At 68.4% G+C, this 3,352-nt stretch carries 3 protein-coding genes; 2 read left to right on the top strand and 1 reads right to left on the bottom strand.

The window, feature by feature from the left end; all coding sequences use genetic code 11:
- Positions 1-265 precede the first annotated feature (265 nt).
- A complete protein-coding gene (locus tag ACWD6R_RS40120; protein WP_451823275.1) occupies positions 266-697 on the bottom strand; it encodes an Hsp20/alpha crystallin family protein in 432 nt (143 codons plus the stop codon).
- A gap of 128 nt (positions 698-825) precedes the next feature.
- On the opposite strand from ACWD6R_RS40120, the gene ACWD6R_RS40115 reads away from it, so the two are divergent.
- Both ACWD6R_RS40115 and ACWD6R_RS40110 read left to right on the top strand, forming a co-directional pair.
- Positions 826-1,497, top strand: a complete 672-nt coding sequence (locus tag ACWD6R_RS40115; protein WP_451823276.1) for a type III effector protein — start codon at positions 826-828, stop codon at positions 1,495-1,497.
- Between the two features lie 1,075 nt (positions 1,498-2,572).
- Positions 2,573-2,908 (top strand): MerR family transcriptional regulator, encoded by a 336-nt coding sequence (locus ACWD6R_RS40110; protein ID WP_451823274.1) that lies wholly within the window; start codon positions 2,573-2,575, stop codon positions 2,906-2,908.
- Positions 2,909-3,352 lie beyond the last annotated feature (444 nt).

Genomic DNA, 3,352 nt, shown 5'->3' with positions numbered 1-3,352 from the left:
GACCTCGTCCTTGAGCGCCTGCAGGCCGGTGGGTTCGGCCAGTGGCTCCAGCTTCGGCACGGTGATCCACGGCTCGCCCTTGCGGGTGGTGACCTCCACCCCGCCCGCTCCCGTACTCGCCGCGTTCCGTCACATGGTCGAGGAACGCTTCCCATCGCAGGGTCACGTCGGCCGCCACCCTTCTTGGTCCGGTGGGTGCGGAGGACGGGGTGAGGGGGATCAGGTGCCCGTCCTCCGCCGCTGTTCGGCCCCGGGTTGCCGGGTTTTAGCCGGAGATCTCCTTGCGGGAGGACTCCCCGCCGATGGCGATCTTGCGGGGCTTGGCGCGCTCGGCGATCGGGATGCGCAGGGTGAGCACCCCGGCGTCGTAGTCGGCCTTGATCCGCTCGGTGTCCAGCGTGTCGGCCAGCACGATCTGGCGGGAGAAGACGCCCAGCGGCCGCTCCGACAGTTCCATCTGCACGTCGTCGGCCTTCGCCACGGGCCGGCGCTCGGCCCTGACGGTCAGCATGTTCCGTTCAACGTCGATGTCGATCGCCTCCGCGCTGACGCCGGGAAGGTCGAAGGCCACCACGTACTCGTCACCCTCGCGGTAGGCATCCATCGCCATCGCGGACGGCCGCGACCAGGTGCCGGAGCTGGTCAGCTGCTGGGCGAGACGGTCGAGCTCGCGGAACGGGTCGGTACGCATCAACATCGCAAAACACCTCCAGAAGGTTCGGGCAGTACCTGCCAATGCGCTTCACTGAAACCGTTGTAACATGTCATCCAATGGATGACAAATATGGTGTCGTCGAAACGATGACAACTCTGAAGGGGGTGCCCATGGCGGCAGCAGGCCAGCCGGCCTCTTCCAGCGCCGACGCCCAGAGCCCGGCCTCGTTTCTCGCCGCCGCGGCAGCCCTGGAAACCATCAACCACGCCCTACGCGCCGCGCAGCAAGAGGCCCCCGGCGCCCCCGCCGGCGGGGGCGCCGACCCGGAGCAGGCCCTGGCCTCCCTCCTGCTGCTGCGGCAGGTTCGCGAGCAGCTCGCCGGATGGGAAACCGGCCTGATCGAAACAGCCCGCCACGCAGGCGCCAGCTGGGCCGACCTCGCCCACCCCCTCGGCGTCGCCAGCCGCCAGGCCGCCGAACGCCGCTACCTGCGCAACCGGCCCGGCACCGCCGGAACCACCGGAGAACAGCGTGTCCAGGCCACCCGCGAACGTCGCGCCGCCGACCGCACCATCGCCACCTGGGCGCGCCACAACGCCGCCGACCTGCGCCGCATCGCCGCACAGATCACCGCCCTCACCGACCTCCCCACCGCCGCCCGCCTCCCGCTCAGCCAACTCGACGCGGCCCTCGCCCATGACGACCCCGCCGCCCTCATCGACCCCCTGAACGTCACCCGCCCCCACCTGACAACCGCCCACCCCGACCTCGCCGCCAGGCTCGACACCCTCACGAACTCCGCCCCGGCCACAGCCGCCGCCCCCCGACTGACCGATGCATAGCGACACGCACGCAGTCGGACCTCGCGCAGCAGGCCCCGGCCAGCGGGCCGGGGCCTGCTGGCCGGGGCCTGCTGGCCGGGGCCTGCTGGCCGGGGCCTGCTGCTCATCGAGATCAATCTCAGCGCCAACCAGGGTTCGATTGATCCGGGGCCGGTGCACGACGCGGCCCACTGGCTCCGCTGGTCTCGCTGGCGATGCCGCCAACAGGCCCGATCCGATGGGGAAGCTGAGGTGTTCGCGGTGTCCAGGCTGTGTATCGGCGCCGCTCGCAGCGGGTGTCCCCGGCCGGCGTGTGGCCGCCGCGCGCTCCTTCTGCGGCCGAGTTCGACTGTCTCTCTGCCTGACGCACGAAAATCTATGTCGGCCGGAGTAGACATTGGGTGGTGGTGTGGTTATGGTTTCTCTCGTAGCCGAGATCAAGCAAGGCCCGGCAGAGACGAACTGCCGGGCAGCAGTACAGGCAGTTCGCAGGACGGTGCGGTGGTGGAGTTTCGAAGCCAGGGTTGTTGTAGGACGGCGACGGGACTGACGACCGGACCGGGTGGCCCGCAGTGATCAGGGGCCGCCGTGAGCAGTACCGCAGTAGCAGTTCAGTAGGTGCAGTTCGCAGTACCAGCAGTGCGGTTGTCAGTGGTTCCTCGGTAAAGGCGTCGGCTGCGGGCGCGCGTACCGGGAGGTTCGGCAGTGGGGTTCTAAGCCAGAGCAGATGCAGGACGGGCGACGGGGCTGGCTGCCGGAGAGTGGCGCTGTTGAAGGCCACCAGCAGTTCGCAGTACCAGCAGTACGCAGTTCCCGCTTGGTAAGTAGTTCATCCAGAGGGAAAGAACGGAGGAGTTGAGCGCCATCAGGATCGCCCGGGCGGAAGTCTTGAGTCCGGGTACCGCAGGACATCGATAGTGAGGTGGTCTCCGGTCAAGCAACCGCGATCCCCGCACCCGCCGCGCATCCCCCCGGTGGCGGTGCGGACACAGTAGGCCGACGCAGTACCAGGGTCGGCAGATGGTGTAGCAGTTCCTTCGGGGCCCTGGTGCCACATGGCACCAGGGCCCCTCCACGCGTTCCACAGAGAGGTGCAATGACAGCAGACGACTCGTTCGGACGTCTCGACGACGACGACTACCCCGCCTACACCATGGGCCGGGCCGCCGAGATGCTCGGCACCACCCAGGGCTTCCTCCGCGCCATCGGCGAAGCCCGCCTGATCACCCCGCTGCGCTCCGCGGGCGGCCACCGCCGCTACTCCCGCTACCAACTGCGCATCGCCGCCCGCGCCCGCGAACTCGTCGACCAAGGCACCCCCATCGAGGCCGCCTGCCGCATCGTCATCCTCGAAGACCAGCTCGAAGAAGCCCAGCGCATCAACGCCGAATACCGCCGCGCCGCCGGATCGTCCGGTCCGCCCGTGACCTGACAGTGCGCCCGCCGGATACCGGCGGGCCTCGCACACCCCAGTCGGGGTGCTCACCCAGCCATTACCGACGCGGCTCGTCCCCTGAGTGTGTAAGGCCCCGGCGGATCAGGGAAGTCACGGTTCGCAACGATGTTCCCGAGCAGCTGGGTGGTCTGCCTGGACGAACTGCGCGAACGGGTCTCAGAAGCCGTTTCTCAACCGCTCTTGGAACGTGAGGGTCGAACAGAGTTCCTGGTCGGGTGATCTTCCGGTGGTGCGGGCATGAAGGCAGGGCCTCTCGGTAGCTCGGAGATGCGAATCAAACCGAGCAAGGCCGGGAGGCCCTGGTGTCGTTGTTGTATACGCCCACGCCTGTGGAGTTCAACTCGGCTGTCGTGTCGTGCGATTGCCTCGCGCATGTGTACGGGAACGCGGCTGATCATCCGGACCGGGTACGCCGGTATC

The sequence above is a fragment of the Streptomyces sp. NPDC005151 genome (genome assembly GCF_053599875.1).
The sequence above is the reverse complement of the archived record's forward strand: the minus strand, read 5'-3'. Positions and strand labels throughout refer to the sequence as shown.

Coding starts and splice junctions, on each gene's coding strand:
- ACWD6R_RS40120 (WP_451823275.1), bottom strand. CDS start 697: ATGTTGATGCGTACCGACCCGTTCCGCGAGCTCGACCGTCTCGCCCAG.
- ACWD6R_RS40115 (WP_451823276.1), top strand. CDS start 826: ATGGCGGCAGCAGGCCAGCCGGCCTCTTCCAGCGCCGACGCCCAGAGC.
- ACWD6R_RS40110 (WP_451823274.1), top strand. CDS start 2,573: ATGACAGCAGACGACTCGTTCGGACGTCTCGACGACGACGACTACCCC.